Source organism: Geothermobacter ehrlichii (assembly GCF_008124615.1).
In the GTDB taxonomy this organism is placed as follows: domain Bacteria; phylum Desulfobacterota; class Desulfuromonadia; order Desulfuromonadales; family Geothermobacteraceae; genus Geothermobacter; species Geothermobacter ehrlichii.
In genome coordinates this window covers 472,656-487,250 of record NZ_VNIB01000001.1, presented here as the reverse complement: position 1 = coordinate 487,250, position 14,595 = coordinate 472,656, and the positions used below count along the sequence as shown (strand labels likewise).

14 protein-coding genes and 2 tRNA genes are annotated in these 14,595 nt (G+C 63.4%); 4 read left to right on the top strand and 12 right to left on the bottom strand.

The features are described from left to right. Window positions 1-43 precede the first annotated feature (43 nt). Entirely contained in the window at window positions 44-337 is a 294-nt protein-coding gene (gene yhbY, locus EDC39_RS02405; RefSeq protein ID WP_148894503.1) for a ribosome assembly RNA-binding protein YhbY, read from the top strand. Window positions 338-341: 4 nt separating this feature from the next. Here the strand turns inward: yhbY and EDC39_RS02400 are convergent, their stop codons facing one another. Then, window positions 342-1,910 carry a putative bifunctional diguanylate cyclase/phosphodiesterase gene (locus EDC39_RS02400; protein ID WP_148894502.1) on the bottom strand — a complete coding sequence of 523 codons (1,569 nt, stop codon included), beginning with the start codon at window positions 1,908-1,910 and terminating at the stop codon, window positions 342-344. Between the two features lie 56 nt (window positions 1,911-1,966). Beyond that, the gene (locus tag EDC39_RS02395) at window positions 1,967-3,100 is read right to left on the bottom strand and encodes a deoxyguanosinetriphosphate triphosphohydrolase (protein ID WP_148894501.1); all 1,134 of its coding nucleotides are present in this window, start codon (window positions 3,098-3,100) and stop codon (window positions 1,967-1,969) included. Window positions 3,101-3,291: 191 nt separating this feature from the next. Between EDC39_RS02395 and rsmD the strand changes: the two genes are divergently transcribed. Genes rsmD through EDC39_RS02380 form a run of 3 tightly spaced genes read left to right on the top strand, consistent with a single transcriptional unit; the run spans window position 3,292 to window position 4,559 of the window. After that, window positions 3,292-3,849, top strand: a complete 558-nt coding sequence (gene rsmD, locus EDC39_RS02390) for a 16S rRNA (guanine(966)-N(2))-methyltransferase RsmD (RefSeq protein WP_148894500.1) — start codon at window positions 3,292-3,294, stop codon at window positions 3,847-3,849. Between the two features lie 2 nt (window positions 3,850-3,851). After that, the gene (gene coaD / locus EDC39_RS02385; RefSeq protein ID WP_148894499.1) at window positions 3,852-4,343 is read left to right on the top strand and encodes a pantetheine-phosphate adenylyltransferase; all 492 of its coding nucleotides are present in this window, start codon (window positions 3,852-3,854) and stop codon (window positions 4,341-4,343) included. A gap of 21 nt (window positions 4,344-4,364) precedes the next feature. Further along, entirely contained in the window at window positions 4,365-4,559 is a 195-nt protein-coding gene (locus EDC39_RS02380; RefSeq protein ID WP_148894498.1) for a DUF1858 domain-containing protein, read from the top strand. Between the two features lie 9 nt (window positions 4,560-4,568). Here EDC39_RS02380 and EDC39_RS02375 read toward each other — a convergent pair whose 3' ends face one another. The 10 genes from EDC39_RS02375 to gltX form a co-directional block, all read right to left on the bottom strand. After that, the gene (locus EDC39_RS02375; RefSeq protein ID WP_187426603.1) at window positions 4,569-5,309 is read right to left on the bottom strand and encodes a 7-carboxy-7-deazaguanine synthase QueE; all 741 of its coding nucleotides are present in this window, start codon (window positions 5,307-5,309) and stop codon (window positions 4,569-4,571) included. After that, window positions 5,302-5,673 carry a 6-carboxytetrahydropterin synthase QueD gene (gene queD, locus EDC39_RS02370; protein ID WP_148894496.1) on the bottom strand — a complete coding sequence of 124 codons (372 nt, stop codon included), beginning with the start codon at window positions 5,671-5,673 and terminating at the stop codon, window positions 5,302-5,304. Before queD ends, EDC39_RS02375 begins: the two co-directional genes overlap by 8 nt. Window positions 5,674-5,740: 67 nt before the next feature. After that, the gene (locus EDC39_RS02365) at window positions 5,741-5,932 is read right to left on the bottom strand and encodes a DNA gyrase inhibitor YacG (protein ID WP_148894622.1); all 192 of its coding nucleotides are present in this window, start codon (window positions 5,930-5,932) and stop codon (window positions 5,741-5,743) included. Between the two features lie 98 nt (window positions 5,933-6,030). Next, a tRNA-Gly gene (locus EDC39_RS02360) sits at window positions 6,031-6,105 on the bottom strand. Window positions 6,106-6,120: 15 nt separating this feature from the next. Next, window positions 6,121-7,437 (bottom strand): tRNA nucleotidyltransferase/poly(A) polymerase family protein, encoded by a 1,317-nt coding sequence (locus EDC39_RS02355; RefSeq protein ID WP_148894495.1) that lies wholly within the window; start codon window positions 7,435-7,437, stop codon window positions 6,121-6,123. A 68-nt stretch (window positions 7,438-7,505) separates the two neighbouring features. Beyond that, window positions 7,506-8,810: an aminotransferase class I/II-fold pyridoxal phosphate-dependent enzyme gene (locus EDC39_RS02350; RefSeq protein WP_148894620.1), complete on the bottom strand. Its 1,305-nt coding sequence runs from the start codon at window positions 8,808-8,810 to the stop codon at window positions 7,506-7,508. A gap of 54 nt (window positions 8,811-8,864) precedes the next feature. After that, window positions 8,865-9,821 (bottom strand): tetratricopeptide repeat protein, encoded by a 957-nt coding sequence (locus tag EDC39_RS02345; RefSeq protein WP_148894494.1) that lies wholly within the window; start codon window positions 9,819-9,821, stop codon window positions 8,865-8,867. 105 nt (window positions 9,822-9,926) lie between these two features. Continuing rightward, window positions 9,927-10,001, bottom strand: a tRNA-Gln gene (locus EDC39_RS02340). A gap of 140 nt (window positions 10,002-10,141) precedes the next feature. After that, a complete protein-coding gene (locus EDC39_RS02335; protein WP_148894493.1) occupies window positions 10,142-13,033 on the bottom strand; it encodes an EAL domain-containing protein in 2,892 nt (963 codons plus the stop codon). Window positions 13,034-13,149: 116 nt separating this feature from the next. Then, window positions 13,150-14,547, bottom strand: coding sequence for a glutamate--tRNA ligase (gene gltX, locus EDC39_RS02330; protein ID WP_148894492.1), 1,398 nt, complete (start codon window positions 14,545-14,547; stop codon window positions 13,150-13,152). Window positions 14,548-14,595 lie beyond the last annotated feature (48 nt).

Sequence of the window (14,595 nt, the reverse complement as noted above, 5' to 3'; positions counted from 1 at the left end):
GCAGTCCATGACCGCGCAACACCAATCGATACCGGAGAGTGACATGGTGACCTTGACCGGCAAACAGAAACGCTATCTGCGTTCCCTCGGACATCATCTGCAGGCGGTGGTGATGGTCGGCAGGGACGACATCACGCCCTCCCTCATCAGGGCGGTCGACGAAGCCCTGACGGCCCACGAACTGATCAAGATCAAGCTGCAGGAAGGCTGCGTTCTCGATCGCAAGGAGGTCGCCGAAACACTGTCGAAGAACTGCGGCGCCGCCGTCGCCCAGATTCTGGGCCGAACCATCCTCCTCTACCGCCCGGCCAAGGAGCCGGTGATCATCCTGCCCTGAACCCTCAGTCGATGACCGTCGTCCGCAGCTTCCTCTCCAGCAGCAGCGCCGCAACCTGGTCGGGACGCAACGGCGGATGGTAGAGATACCCCTGGATCTTGTCGCATCCCTTGCCCTGGAGGAATTCCTTCTGCTCCAGGCGCTCGACCCCCTCGGCGACAATCTCGAGCCCCAGGGCGTGCCCCATGGCGATGATGGCCCCGGTCAGCGCCGAATCCTCGGACGCCCGCGGCACGCCCTCGACGAAGGACTGGTCGATCTTCAGCACATCGACCGGCAGCTGCTTCAGGTAGCTGAGACTCGAGTAGCCGGTGCCGAAGTCGTCGATGACGATCCCCACCCCCAGCTGTCTGAGCACCGCCAGCGTCGCCCGGGCCCGCTCGACATCCTGCATAAGGGCGGTTTCGGTGACTTCCAGCGCCAGCCAGCGCGGCTCCAGTCCCGTCGTCTCCAGCACCCGCTCGACCACCCGGGTGAAGTTCCGGCGATGGAACTGCCGGGCCGAGACGTTGACCGAAACCCTGATCGGCGGCAGGTTCTTCGTCTGCCACGACCGGTTCTGCTGGCAGGCCTGTTGCAGAATCCATTCGCCGATTGGCTCGATCAGCCCGGTCTCTTCGGCCAGGGGGATGAAGCGGGCGGGTGAAACCGACTCTCCCTCCGGATCCTTCCAGCAGATGAGGGCTTCGACCCCGGCCAGGGAGTTGCTTCGCAGATCGAGCAGCGGCTGGTAGCGGACCCCGAGTTCCCGTTTCTCGAGGGCTTTGTGCAGACGGTTTTCCATCACCAGCGACTGCAGAAAGCTTTCGTTCATTGCGGGACAGTAGAACTGGAAGCCGTTACCACCCATCTCCTTGGCGCGGCTGCGGGCGATATCGGCGTTCTTGAGCAGCAAGGCGGCATCGTGGCCGTCCCCCGGATAGATGGCGATGCCGATGGAGGCGGTCAGGTGGATGCCGTGTTCGATAAAGGGAAACGGCTTCTTCAGGCAGCCCAGGATCCGTTCCGCCATCGTTCCGGCATCCTCGCTCGAGCGGATGTCGGGCAGCAGAATGGCGAACTCGTCGCCGGAGAACCGTGCCAGGCAGGCCTTTTCGCCGATGCAGTCGGCAAGCCGGGAGGCGATTTCCTGCAGCAGCAGGTTGCCGGTGTCGTGTCCCAGGGTGCGGATGACGATGCGGAACCTGTCGAGGTCGAGAAAGAGCAGCGCGAAAGAACCGCGATCCGGCTTTTCGGTCCAGGACGCGACCTCCCGGTTGAAAAAGCGCTGGTTGTAGAGGCCGGTCAGGTCGTCATGGTAGGCGGCGTGCTCCAGGTAGCGGTCCCGCTCGTGGATCGTGCGCAGGTAGCTGCACAAGAGACGGTAGAGAAAGAGTCCGGTAACCAGGAAGAAGACCAGGTCGCGCAACGGATAGATGCGGGCCCGAAGTTCGGGATCGTCGACCAGCCAGGCGACCACCGGATTGGAAAACAGGGCCCAGCCGGTCCCGATGAGGAGATATAAGACGACAATCCGGGTTTCGAACCCGGTTTTAGACAGTGAAAAGTCGCGAATCCGGCGCAGGGTGTTCATGGCCGCCCTCCCCGGCAGAAGAGCCTGTCAACACCTTACCCCGTTGCGCCGTCTTGTCAAACACGTTCGAAGGGCTCGAACAGACGCTTGTACTCGTCCTGGGCGTAGCGGTCGGTCATGCCGGCGAGGTAATCGCAGACCACCCTTTCGACCGCATCCTTTTCACATTTCTTCCGGTAGCTGTCGGGAAGAAGCGCCGGATTGGCGACATAGCTTTCGAACAGCATGGTCAAAAAGCGCTCCGCCTTGACCCGCATCCGCTCTACCTTGAAATGATGATAAAGTTTTTTATGAAGGAATGACTTCAACTCCTTGTTTTTTGAATGGATTTCGTCGCTGAATCCGATCAGCCTGCGGGATTGGCGGCGCACGTCGTTCAGGGTTTGCACTCCGGCCGCCTCGATGTTTTCGCGCGATTGGCGCACCAGGTCGGTGATGAGACGTCCGATCAGGTGGCTGATGGTCTGGTGGATGTGCCGTTCCTCGTCGATGCCGGGATGCTTCTCTTCGACCTGCTGCCAGGTTTCGCGCCAGAGCCCGATTTCCTGCAGGTCGGCAAGCGCAATGTAGCCCGATTTCAGCCCGTCGTCGATGTCGTGGTTGTTGTAGGCGATCTCGTCCGCCAGATCGATGATCTGCGCCTCGAGGGACGGCCGCCGACCCGGATCGTAGTCGCCGGCGGCGTCGATGTCGGGGTGGTCGTAGTCGGTCGAATGCTTGATGATTCCTTCCCGCGTCTCCCAGCTGAGATTCAGGCCGGGGAAACCGGGATAGCGCTCTTCCAGCTCCTCGACGATGCGCAGCGACTGGCGATTGTGCTCGAAGCCGCCATGATCGCGCATCAGGCGATTAAGTACATCCTCGCCGGTGTGGCCGAAAGGGGTATGGCCCAGGTCGTGGGCCAGGGCCAGAGCTTCGGTCAGATCCTCGTTCAACCGCAGCCGCCGGGCGATCCCCCGGGAGATCTGGGCCACCTCCAGGGAATGGGTCAACCGGGTCCGGTAGTAATCGCCCTCATGGTTGACGAAGACCTGGGTCTTGTATTCGAGACGCCGAAAGGCAGCGCAGTGAATGATGCGGTCGCGATCCCGCTCGAAGGCAGGACGGTCGTCCTTGTAGGGCTCGGGATAGCGCCGCCCGCGGCTGGCACTGCTGCGGGCGGCGTAGGGGGCCAGATCCGGTCGTTCCATCTCTTTCCTCTCCGGGTTGCGACGCCGTTGCGGCAGGCGCCTGGATCTCCTCTCAGCTGCGAAGGTAGGTGGAAGCCCGGCCGATGTCAAGCGGACAGCTCCTGCCGGCCGAACGGAGCCGAGGCGGTGGTACTTGACCCTCAAAGCCTTGACATGCTAGCGTTTTCAAGCTGTTGAGAAGGTGATCTATTATGCGTGTCATCAGTGGAACCGCCAGGGGGCACCGACTGGCGACATTTACCGGCAGGGACGTCCGCCCGACGCCGGACCGGGTCCGCGAAGCCGTCTTCAACATGCTGGCCAGCCGTCTGGACAGCTTCGACGACTGCCGGGTGCTCGACCTGTTCGCCGGCAGCGGCGCCATGGGCATCGAGGCCCTCAGCCGCGGCGCCCGTGAGGCGCTCTTCATCGACAACGGGGCGACCGCCGCCCGGATTGTCGGCAAAAACCTGGCTCACTGCCGGATGAGCGACAGAGGCCGGCTGCTGCGCGCCGACGTCGTGAAGTCACTGGGCCGGCTGGCCGGCGAAAAATACGATCTGATCTTCATGGATCCGCCCTACCACAGCGGCCTCGCCGAAAGAGTACTGCAGCAGTTGGCCGAGGCAGACCTGCTGGCCGAGGCGGGCCTGATCGTGGTCGAGACCGACCGCAAAGAACCCCCGACCGGCGCACCGCTTCGACTGCAAAGATTGCTCGAGCGCCGCTTCGGCCGCGTCAGAATCGAATTTTTCACCCACGAGGATTGACCATGACCAGACACATCGCCGTCTATCCGGGCTCGTTCGACCCGATCACCTACGGCCATCTCGACATCATCCACCGGGGGCTGGACGTCTTTGACGAGATCGTCGTCGCCGTCGCCCGCAATGCGGAAAAGAAGGCTCTTTTCACCACCAGCGAACGGGTCGAACTGATCCGGGCGGTCGTGGGCGACAATCCCCGGCTGCGGGTCGACACCTTCGACGGGCTGCTGGTCAACTATATGACATCGATCGGCTCCCGGGTCATTCTGCGTGGCCTGCGGGCGGTTTCCGACTTCGAGTACGAATTTCAGATCGCCCAGATGAACCATGCCGTCTGCGATCAGGTGGAGACCCTGTTCATGATGACCTCCGTACCCTACGGCTACCTGAGTTCGTCGATCGTCAAGGAGGTGGCCTCGCTGGGCGGCAATGTCGACGCCTTTGTGCCGGAGCCGGTCAGGGACGCCCTGCTGGCGAAGCTGACCGACAGATCCTGAACCCGTTGCGCGAGGAACGAGATGATTACCAGAGAGATGACCATCGGGGAGATTATCCGAAAATTTCCACAGACCATCAGCGTATTCAAGAAGTTCGGTCTCGAATGCAACGAATGCCAGATCGCCCAGTATGAGGCGATTGAAGGCGGAGCGGATGTGCACAAGGTGGATGTCGAGGGCCTGCTCGAAGAGCTGAACAGGGTCATCGAGGAGTAGACACCGCCCTCAGAACACGGCCAGCAGGGGATGAACCTGAGGTATCACCCGGCAGTCGGGATGCGTCCGGCTCAGCGCCGTCTGCCATGACAGCAGCTGCCCGCCCGGCACCAACGGGCGGCCTTCCGCCGTCACCGGCTGCAGGATCAGCGGAGTCTGAGGCAGACAGGCTGCGGCGAGTTCGGCCGCCTGCCGCAGCTCCCGCTCGTCCAGCCCGGGAGCGACCACGATCTTGACCTGGGCCGCCTTGCCCCGACAGACTTCCAGAAAACGCCGATGCGCCTTCCAGGGCGTCGGTTCCCCCGTCACCGAAGAGAGCTTCAGATCGATCGAAAAGAAATCGATCCAGGGGCGCAGCGCCTGCGCCTGCTCAGGCAATGTGCCGTTGGTTTCCAGGTGCACCGGCAACTCGCAGCCCAGTTGCGGCAGCCACTGAGCCAGGGCGGTCGCCTGCAGCAGCGGTTCGCCCCCGGTCAGGGTGATCGCCTGGTGCAGCCCCGGGAAAGACGCCTGCCAGCGCTGCAGCAGGGCGCTCACCTGCACGGCGGCCAAGGGGCTTTCCACCTCACGGAACCGGCCGCAGCCGGGCTCCGTCTCGATGCGACAGACGGACGTCGGCCGAAAGTCGGTGTCGCAGTAACGGCAGGCGAGATTGCACCCGGTCAGCCGAACGAAAATCTGCCGGCAGCCGATGTAAATCCCTTCCCCCTGGAGGGAAGAGAAGATCTCTTTCAGGCCGAGTTCAGTCAAGGCGATAGCTGGCGCAGGCGTTGTCCGACTCCCAGACCCGGACCTCGTCGACCTGGACATTGTCCGAATTGAGTCGGGCGGAGAGCCGTTCAAACAGAAAGCGGCAGATGTGCTCCGATGAGGGGCTGATGTCTTTGAACGGCTCGAGGTCGTTCAGGTACTTGTGGTCGAGTTCGTCGAGCAGCCGGTTGGCTTCCTTCTTCAGCACCTTGAAATCGATGCCGAGACCGGCCGCGTCGAGCTGATGCGCCCTGACCTGAACCTCGACCTTCCAGTTGTGGCCATGCAGGTTCTCGCAGTCGCCCTGGTAGTTGATCAGGTTGTGCGCGGCGGCAAAATGGGTCTGAATGGTCAAACGGTACACGCAGGCACCTCCACGGTCATGATGCGTTGACGACAGCCGAAATGCAAGCCCGGCAGGACGGTTTGCCTCAGTTGCCGGTCTCCTCGTCGACCAGGGTCGGCGGCCCGGGGATCCGGTAGCTCTCGTCCGCCCAGGCCCCGAGATCGAGATTGCGGCAGCGCTCGGAGCAGAAAGGACGCTGCGGGTTGCCGTAATAGGACGTCTTTTTGCCGCAACTGGGGCAGCGCACCGCCATAAGTCTCTTTTTCGCCTCGGCCATCTCTTCTCCTGCTCCAGCTTCCATTCTGGCACGGCAGCCGGGTTGAAGCAAAGGGGGTGAAACGGAAAAGCCCCGGCTGCCGCCGGGGCTGGACTGTCTGGAGCGGGAAACGGGATTCGAACCCGCGACCTTCAGCTTGGGAAGCTGACACTCTACCACTGAGTTATTCCCGCTTGCGGATGCTCATTTTAGGTAGGGTTACTCCCTTTGTCAATGCCCATCTCCAGCTCTTTTTTCAGCCAGTCGATCGCTTCCGTGCGATCATCGACCAGGCCGGCGATTTCGGCCGAAACCAGCCGTTGGAGCAGCCGCCCGACCAGCGGTCCACGGGCAATGCCCAGCTCGGCGGCGAGCTCCGTCGCCGGCACCAGCGGCGGAGGAATCTCTCCGGCGGCGAGCGCAAGCGCGTCGGCGGCCAGCAGCGCCGGCCCGGAGGCGTCGGATTCCCCTTGCCGGCCGAAAGCGAGAAAGTGGAGAAGACAGCAGCCCGGATGCCCCGGCAACTGCTGCAGCCAGAGTCTCCGGCGGCGGCTGGTCGCCGGAACCGGCGGCAGCGACAGGTTCTCCAGCCGATGCAGGCCGAGCAGGGCCTTGAGAGCGTTGCGCGGCAGCCTGAGGCGCGCGGCCAGGGCGCGAACGGCGTCCTCGTCCGGCGCCTTCAGCAGCAGATGGAGCCGGACGAGCGCTGCTGCGCTCCAGCCCCCGGCAATGTCCCGGGCCGCCAGGCGCTCCGGTACGGCGGCGATGGCCGCTTCCAGCGCCTGGATTCGCGTCTGTTCTTCCGGAGTCGACCAGAAACCGACCTTCTTCAGGCCGAGAGACGCAAACAGGTGCAGGCGTTCGATTTCCGCCAGCAACTTCCGCCGCAGCGGCAGGGACAGAATCAGGGCCAGCTCCATGCTTACGCGTTCGCCGGGCAGATCGATCATCGTCGGCGCCGCCCTCTTCATCAGTTCGAAGGTCAGCGGATCGAAATCGAACTCGAGAATCCGGGCGAAACGCAGCCCTCGCAGGATACGCAAGGGGTCCTGCTGCATCACTCCGGGCGTGGTCACGCGCAGCCTTTTTCCGGCCAGGTCGCGCATGCCGCCATAGGGATCGACAAGCCGTCCTTCGGCCTCGTCCAGCGGCAACGCCATGGCGTTGATGGTAAAATCCCTCTCCCCGAGGTCGGCCAGCAGGGAGCCTCCCTTGAAGGGAGAGAGATCGTAGCAGAACGTCCTGCCCGCCTCGTCGCTCAGCACCACCCTGCACTGCCCCCGCTCCCGGTCGAGCCAGAACCAGGAGCCGTCCCCTTCCGTGGCCAGACGCCGCGCCAAAGGTTCGCAGTCCTGTCCGACGGCGAGGTCGATATCCACCAGGGGTCGTCCCAGGACCCAGTCGCGCAGGACGCCGCCCACCAGCCAGGCCGGTTGTCCGTTTCGGCGAAGGCGGGACAGCAGGCGGCCGAACCCGGGCACCGCCTCCAGCGCCGGGCGCATCGCTTTCAGCTCAGGTGTACGCATGAAAACAGACGGGCCCGCTTGTGCGGGCCCGTACGTCGTCAGGGTTCAGTTTCCGGAAACGAAAACAGCTATTCAATGTCCTTGACCGCCTTGTAGATGGTTTCAAACAGTTCAGGAATGTCCTGCTCGGCAATGCAGGAAAAGGCGACCCGCAGATCGGTCGAGCCGATGCTGATGGTGCCGACTCCGTAGGCGTCGAGCAGGTGAACACGCAGCTTCTCGGCGTCGACCGTCTTCAGCTTCAGGCACATGAAATAGCCGGAGTTGAAGGGGTAGTAGCTGAAGGCGTCGGCATATCTGCCGGTATCGAGCACCTCCTTCACCTTCAGCGCCCGTCCCTTCATGGTCTGGTATTTCTGCTCCTTCTGGGCGAGAAACTCGGGGGATTTGAGCGCCTCTATGACAAAGGTCTGGCTCGGATGCGGGCAGTTGGAAATGGTGGCGCGGATGATGCCCATGGTCTTCTTTTCCAGGGCGGTGATCAGCCTGGGCTGCTCCTTCGCCTCGCCGCCGGCGAAGGTGATGAAGCCGGTGCGAAAACCCCAGACGTACTCTTCCTTGGTGGCACCGTCGAGCTTGACCGCCAGCACGCGGGGATGCAGGTTGGCCAGAGCGCCGAACAGCGACTCCTGCAGGCTGTCTTCATAGAAGAGCCCGAAATAGGCGTCGTCAGTCACGGCGATGACGTTGCAGCCCTCATCGGCGACACTGCGGATGGCGTCGACAATGGCCTCCCCTTCCGCCGCGCTGGGCGTATAACCACTCGGATTGTTGGGGAAGTTGAGCAGGACCACGGCCTTGCCCTTTTCCCGCGCCGTCTGCCGCAGGGTCTCGGCAAAGGCGGCGACATCGTATCCCCCTTGCGCGGTGAAGGTGTTGTGCTTGCGGATGACGGCGCCGCGCCGCACGGCGAAGGTCAGGTTGTAGTTGCCCCACATCATGTCGGGCAGCACGATGTGGTCGCCGGCATCGACAAACATGTCGGCGACAATCGACAGGCCGTGGGTCAGGGCGTTGGTGACGACGGGATTGCTGAAGAACTTGCCCTGCAGCGAGGGATTTTCCCGCAGCATCTTTTCCCGCCAGAGGTCGCGCAATTCGGGTTTGCCGGCCGGCGGCGCGTAGGGATAGATGTCCCTGGGGTCGAAAGCGGCGAGCTTGTCCTGAATGCACTGCAGATACATCGGACCGCCGTCCTCGGTGGCGATGCCGATGGTGGCGTTGAAGCGGTGCGCCTTTTCCTTGGCCTCGGCCGACTGGGTCAGAATGCCCTTGGGAAAGAAGAGCTGCCGTCCCAGCTCGGACAGCATTTCCAGAACGTGCGGATTGTCGGCGGCGATCAGTTCGTTCAGTTCCTTGGCCAGGGGGTTCATGTCGTCCTCCACGTCAGTCATGGGTTCGCATTGCCTTGCGGGGATGTTATTAAATCAGTCTGATGTTCCCTTGTCAATCGCGCCGCGCCGTCGCTTCCGTTCGAGAGCGGCCAGCCGCTCCCGCGCCGGGGCGAAGTCGGCATCCACCTCGAGGGCCTGGCGGTAGCGCTCTTCGGCCCGCGGATCTTCCCCCAGCCCTTCGTGGCAGAGTCCGGCCAGGTGAAAGAACTGCGGCAGAGCGAAATCGGCCAGCAACCCGCCCCGCTTCTCGACTTCGCCTAGCCGCTGCAGGGCGGCGGTGAAATCCTTCTGTCCGTGGAGTTCCAGCGCCTGTCCCATGGCCTCCAGATCGTCCATCAGCGGGTAGTCGGGAACCTCCCAGCTGTCGATCCGTTCGATCTGGCCGCGGATGCGGACGGCCAGGGATTCATCACCGTCCGCCGCCAGCAGCTCCTGCCAGCACTGCCGGGCCACCAGGTAATCGCCGATGAGAAAGTTGACCCGGGCGAGGCTGTCGAGGGTCGAGGCCGAACGGTCGCCTAGGCTCCTGGCGCGGTTCAGGGCTCCCAGGGCGGCGAGCAGGTGCCGGCGGCTCGATGGCAGTTCCTGGAACTCGAAGGCGAGCCGGAACCAGCCACGGCCGATCTGGGCCTGCAGGTCGGCCCGCTCCGGTTCAATCAGGGCGAGTATCTTCAGGCAGTTGATCATGCGCCTCAGATAGGGGGCATCGACCTCCTTGCCCCCGATCATCACCGCCTGGGCGGCGAGATCGGCCAGGTAGTGGGGATAGGCGTCGGCCAGCAGGCGCGCGTATGCGGCGGCGTGGTCGCCATCCGGGTTCTGCCGCAGACAGGCGTAGAGTCCTTCGCCGATCGCCTGGTCGGAAGGAATACCGGCGACCGGTTCGAGCAGCGGCAGGGGAATGGCGGGCAGAACGACTTCACGCTGGTCGGCTCCGGTTCTGACCCTGTGGTTGTCCGGCGGCAGCCAGAAATGGAAGACTCGGGACATGCGCGATCCTCCGGCGGGCGCATACGAGAAAAGGTGGGGCCTGACCCCACCTTCTCGCGTTGCAGCTCTGCTTTATCCTGTCAACGGCCTTCGGCCGATAATCTCTGGCTGGGGTGGGAGGATTCGAACCCCCGAATGGCGGAGTCAGAGTCCGCTGCCTTACCGCTTGGCGACACCCCAAAAAGCGGAACCGTTATTTATCAGACCTGCCCTGCCCGGTCAAGGGCTTTTTTTACCTTTTGCCGCAGGTGACCACCTACGGCCTCCCCGGCATTGCGCCAGCTCCCGGCCGGAACGGCTCCCTTGGCGTCCGGCGCGTCTCAGAACAGGGGACGCGGCCGGAGCAGCGGACTGATCCGATCGGCCGGCACCGGCCTGCTGAAGAGAAAGCCCTGCCCCTGTTCGCAGCCGTTCTCCTTGAGGAAACCGTACTGCTCCATGGTCTCGATCCCCTCGGCGACGACCTGCAGGTCGAGACTGTGGGCAAGGGCGATGATGGCCTTGATGATCGCCTCGTCCTCGAGATTGCTGCCGATATCCTTGACGAACGCCCGGTCGATCTTCAGGGTGGTGAGCGGAAAGCGCTTGAGATGGGCCAGGGACGAATAGCCGGTACCGAAATCGTCGATTGCCAGGTGGATGCCGGTTTCAGCGATCCGGTTCATGATGCCCGTGGCCCGCTCGATGTCGTGCATGATCATGCTTTCGGTGATTTCCAGCTCGAGATCGTCTGGTTCGAGTCCGGTCTCGGCGAGAATCCCGAGCACGGTTTCGATCAGTCTTTCCTTGAGAAACTGCCGCGCCGAGATGTTGACGGTCATCCGGATGGGAGCGAAACCGAGATCACGCCAGCGAACGGCATGGCGGCAGGCCTGGCGCAGCACCCATTCTCCCATCGGCACGATCAGCCCCGTCTCCTCGGCCAGGGGGATGAAATCGCCCGGCGAAATCATCCCCTTTTCCGGATGCTCCCAGCGCACCAGGGCCTCCACGCCCCGGACATGACCGGTAAACAGGTCGATCTGCGGCTGGAAGTGGAGCACCAGCTGCTCCTCCTCGATTGCCTGGCGAAAGGACGCCTCGAGCAGCAGCAACTCCTTGGAGCGCGCGTTCATGTCCGGGGTATAGAAGCTGAAGCTGTTGCGGCCGGCCTGCTTGGCCCGAAACAGGGCGGTATCGGCCGCCTTGAGCAGCTCCTTCGGCTCGCCGCCGTCATCGGGAAAAAGACTGATGCCGAGGCTGCCGGTGAGAAACAGCTGGCAGTCCCTGATTTCGAGCTGCGGCGTCAGGGCGGCGAGAATCTTTCGCGCCACTGCCTCGACGTGTTCGGCGGCGGAGAGACTGTCGAGCACGACGATGAACTCGTCGCCGCCGAGACGGGCGACGACATCGCTGTCGCGCAGGGTCGTGGTCAGTCGCTTCGCGACCTCGCACAGCACCAGGTCGCCTATGTCGTGTCCCAGCGAATCGTTGATGTTCTTGAACCGGTCGAGGTCGAGCAGCAGTACCCCGAGTTTCTTGCCGGACTGCATGGCGCGGCTGATCATGCGGCGCAGACGGACCAGAAAGAGGTTGCGGTTGGGAAGTCCGGTAAGCAGGTCATGCTGCACCAGGTAGTCGAGCCGGCTTTCCTTTTCCTGCAGCTGCTCCTCGGCTTCAAAGAGATAGGTGATATCCCTGAATGACTCGATGATGCCCGACAGCCTGCCGTCGGCATCACGAAAGGGCGAGGCCTGGACCTCATAGACCCGCTGCCCCCCTTCCTTTTCGTCGCGATAGTGAACGACGGTCACCGGCTGGCCGGTGGTGCGGACCTCGGCCATGGGACAGGGATGGTAGTCGCCGCTGCAGGGCTGCCGTCGCCCGAGATGCAGCTGGTAGCAGAAGGGATGGTGGCCATCGACCAACAGCATGGTGGCATTGCGCCGCGCCGCCTTGTTCATCAGCTGCACCCGGTGGTCGAGGCCGACGACCAGCAGCGGATCGCAGACACCGTCGATGACTGCCTGCAGAAACTGGCGTTCGTCAAGCAGGCGGTCCTTGTCGACCTTCTGCTCCTGGATGTCGTGCAGGGTGCCGGTCACCGTTCCACAGCCATCGCCCATCAGGGTCACCCGCAGCCAGCGGTCATGGCCGGGAGTGAATTCGAAAAAGAATTCCCCCTCGCAGACCTGCCGCTCCCCTTCCCTCAGGCTGACGCAGAGATTCTGCAGGCTGTCGCGCTGGTTTTCGGTGACGAATTCGGTCAGCCTCCGGCCGAGGCTCTTGCCGCATTCCAGACCGGTAAGCTTTTCCCAGGCCGGATTGAGAAAGACAAAGCGGATCTCGTCATCGAGCTGGAAGAGCACGTCCCTGACCCGGTGCACGACCTGGCGGTAACGCTCCTCGCTCGCCGCCAGGGCCTCTTCGGCCTGGCGGCGGGAGGTGATGTCCTGGACCAGGACGATCCAGTATTCCGTCTTGTCATCCTCGGCTGAAAACCAGGTCGCCGACAACTCGCCCCAGACCAGGCTGCCGTCGGGACGCACGAAACGCAGATCGAGATTCAGCGGCTCTTTGCCGCCGCTGCGGCACCCTTCCAGCCCTCCGAACGCGCGCACGGCATCGTCGGGATGCAGCAGATCTTTCAGGTTGAGCTGCTGCAGCTCGTGCCGGGAATAACCGGCCAATTTGCTGAAGGCTTCGTTGACCTGGAGGAAGAATCCCTCGGGCAGAACCAGAGCCATGCCGGATCCGGCATGTTCGAAGGTCTGCCGGAAACGGGCCTGCATCTCGCGAAAGGCGCTCTCGGCGCTCTTGCGTTCGGAGTTGTCGCGTCCCAGAACGAGGACGGCGGAAGCTCCCTGGATCAGCAGCGGATGCAGGCGCAACTCGGCTGGAAAACGCGAGCCGTTCCGGCGCCGGTGCTCGCCCTCCACGTACTGGTAATCTTCCTCGTGCAGCAGGCTGACAAGCTGGTCAAAGGCCCGCCGGCCAAGGCCCACGGCGCGCAGAAAGGTCGCCGTCTGCCATTCCCTGAGCTCATGACCGTAAATGCGGCAGGCGGCGGCGTTGACCAGCCGCACCTCGCCGTCAGCGGAAAGCACCCACGCCGGATCGGGCAAGGCATCGAGAACCTGTTGCAGCGAAGCCCACGCCTCGTGATTCTGCTTCGGCAGCGACGGGCCGAGCCGGATGAGATTACCGTTCTGCGGTGGATGGGTCTGGGACATGGTCTTTCCGTTCCGATGCGATGGGCAATGCCGCCGTCATCAACTTGTCGACGGAAAGACGTGGCAGGTTTAGCAAAAACCGGGCGGAGCGACCGGCTCCGCCCGGTCGGAAGGACCTAGCGCAGGGCCTCGAGGGCCTGATCGATGCGGGCGACCACCCGCTCACGCCCGAGGATCTCGATCAGCTCGAACAGGTCGGGGCCGCCCCGGCTGCCGGTCATCGCCACCCGCAGTGGCTGCGCCCCCTTGCCAAAGCCGAGTCCCAGCTCGTCGAGAACGGCCTGAAAGCCCTGCTTCAGCTCCGTCGCAGCGAAGGTTTTCGCCCCGGCGAAAACCTCTTTCAGCCTCTCCAGCAGCGGGCGCTGGGCGAGAGTCAGCAGCTTCGCCCGATCCTTTTCGTCGTATTCGACCCGGTCGAGGTAGAAGAAACGCGCCCCTTCGGCCAGCTCGACAATGGTCCGGGCCCGTTCCTGCAGCGACATGACCACCCGCACCGGATCGGGGCCGGCCGCGACGTCGATCCCTTCGGCGACGAGCTTCTCCCGCATCAGGCCGGCAAGACGCTCGGCGTCGCCGGTCTTTATGTAGTGGGCATTCAGCCAGAGCAGCTTCTCCGGGTTGAACACCCCGGCCGAGCGACCGACATGGTCCAGGCTGAACAGCTCGATCAGCTCGTCCATGCTGAAGATTTCCTGGTCGCCGTGCGACCAGCCGAGGCGGACCAGGTAGTTGACCATCGCCTCGGGCAGATAGCCCTGCTCCCGGTAGGCCATGACCGAGGTGGCGCCGTGCCGCTTGGAGAGCCGGGTCTTGTCCGCGCCGAGAATCATCGGCACGTGGGCGAAGCGCGGGACCGGGTAGCCCAGGGCCTGGTAGAGCTGGATCTGCCGCGGCGTGTTGTTGACATGGTCGTCGCCGCGCAGCACGAGATTGATGCCCATGGTGGCGTCATCGACCACGACGACGAAGTTGTAGGTCGGCGAACCGTCGGAACGGCGGATGATCAGATCGTCCAGTTCGTCGTTCCGAAAGCTGATCGGCCCCTTGATCAGATCGTCGAAGGCCGTCTCGCCTTCCTGCGACGCCCGAAAACGCACCACGTGCGGCCGACCGGCCGGCTGGTCGCTCCGGTCACGACAGGTCCCGTCGTATTTCGGCTTGCGCTTTTCGTTGATGGCCTGCTGACGCTTCGCCTCGAGTTCCTCCGCCGTGCAGTAGCAGCGGTAGGCCTTGCCTTCGGCCAGCAGCTGGTCGATCTTCTGCTGGTAGAGTTCGAAACGCTCGGACTGGTAGTAGGGGCCTTCGTCGTAGTCGAGTTCGAGCCATTCCATGGCCCGCAGAATGGCGTCGACCGACTCCCGGCTCGAACGCTCGAGATCGGTATCCTCGATCCTCAGGACGAAGGTCCCCTGCTCCTTGCGGGCAAGCAGATAGTTGAACAGGGCGGTTCTGGCGCCGCCGATGTGCAGATAGCCGGTGGGACTGGGAGCGAAACGGACTCGAAGTTTGGACATTGATAGGATCTCCTGTGAAAAATCGATACGCGCGGCGCCCTCCCTGAA